The following is a 1673-nucleotide window of genomic DNA, read 5'->3' on the forward strand; positions in this document are numbered from 1 at the left end:
CTATGCAGAGAAGGTTAAACTTAGCCTAGAAGATGCTGGTTTTCAGGTAGCTGTTTTTGACTTTTTGGAGGGTGAGGAAAGAAAGAATTTAACCACTGTTCAGAAGGTCTATGAATTTCTAGTCAAGCAAGGTTTAACTCGTAGCGATGGGATCGTGGCTCTTGGTGGAGGTGTCGTTGGGGACCTGGCTGGTTTTGTGGCCTCTACCTATATGCGGGGCATTCACTTTGTTCAGATTCCGACTAGTTTAACAGCCCAGGTTGATTCTTCTATCGGTGGAAAGACAGGTGTTAACACTCCATTTGCTAAGAATATGGTAGGTACTTTTGCCCAACCAGATGGGGTTCTAATCGATCCACTTGTCCTTGAAACACTTGGAAAGAGAGAGTTGATTGAAGGAATGGGTGAGGTCATCAAGTACGGCTTGATTGAGGACCCAGAACTTTGGGCTCTCTTGACGGAGCTAGATGGTTCTGTAGAGAGTATACTGGAACATGCAGAGACTTTGATTGAACATTCTTGTCAGGTCAAGCGCAAGATGGTGGTTGAGGATGAGTTGGACAACGGTGTTCGCCTTTACCTCAATTTTGGCCACACTATTGGCCATGCTATTGAAGCGACTGCCGGTTATGGCAAGGTCATGCATGGCGAGGCTGTGGCTATGGGAATGGTGCAGATTTCCAAGGTTGCTGAGGGAAAAGGACTTATGCCAGAAGGAATAACCCAGTCCATCACAGAGATTTGTCAGAAATTTGGACTACCTGTTGACTATGAAAACTGGGATGTAGACAAGCTTTATCAGGCTTTGACTCATGACAAGAAGGCGCGTGGCAATACCTTGAAATTGGTCTTGGTACCAGAACTTGGTTCAGCGACCATTCACCCAGTTTCTCTGGAAGAGATGAAAGACTACTTGGTAAAATAAGGAGAACCTATGAGATATTTAACTGCAGGAGAATCACACGGCCCCCGTCTAACAGCTATTATTGAAGGAATTCCAGCTGGACTTCCTTTGACAGTGGAGGATATTAACGGAGACCTTAAACGCCGTCAGGGTGGCTATGGTCGTGGTGGTCGTATGAAGATTGAGAGTGACCAGGTTGTCTTTACTTCGGGCGTTCGCCACGGGAAGACGACAGGGGCTCCTATTACCATGGATGTCATCAATAAGGACCACCAGAAATGGCTGGATATCATGTCTGCTGAAGACATTGAAGACCGGCTTAAAAGCAAACGGAAAATCACTCATCCTCGTCCAGGTCACGCCGACTTGGTAGGGGGCATCAAGTACCGTTTTGATGATTTGCGAAATTCTTTGGAGCGCTCATCAGCTCGTGAAACAACTATGAGGGTGGCAGTTGGGGCAGTAGCTAAACGCCTCTTGGCTGAGCTAGATATGGAGATTGCCAACCATGTCGTAGTCTTTGGTGGCAAGGAAATCGATGTACCTGAAAATCTGACAGTTGCTGAGATTAAGGAACGAGCTGCCCAGTCTGAAGTTTCTATTGTCAACCAAGAACGAGAACAGGAAATCAAGGACTATATTGACCAAATAAAGCGTGACGGTGATACCATCGGTGGGGTTGTGGAGACAGTCGTCGGAGGTGTTCCAGTTGGTCTCGGTTCCTATGTTCAATGGGACAGAAAATTAGATGCCAGATTGGCCCAAGCGG

2 protein-coding genes are annotated in these 1673 nt (G+C 46.7%); both read left to right on the plus strand.

Translation table 11 applies throughout. The features are described 5' to 3' along the window. Window positions 1–925, plus strand: a 925-nt coding sequence (gene aroB, locus SORDD16_RS03355; RefSeq protein WP_241733955.1) for a 3-dehydroquinate synthase, incomplete at its 5' end; no start/stop codon positions are given. A gap of 9 nt (window positions 926–934) precedes the next feature. Continuing rightward, window positions 935–1673, plus strand: a 739-nt coding sequence (gene aroC / locus SORDD16_RS03360; protein ID WP_081215123.1) for a chorismate synthase, incomplete at its 3' end; no start/stop codon positions are given.

This window comes from Streptococcus oralis (assembly GCF_001578945.1).
GTDB classification, from domain to species: Bacteria; Bacillota; Bacilli; order Lactobacillales; family Streptococcaceae; genus Streptococcus; species Streptococcus oralis_Q.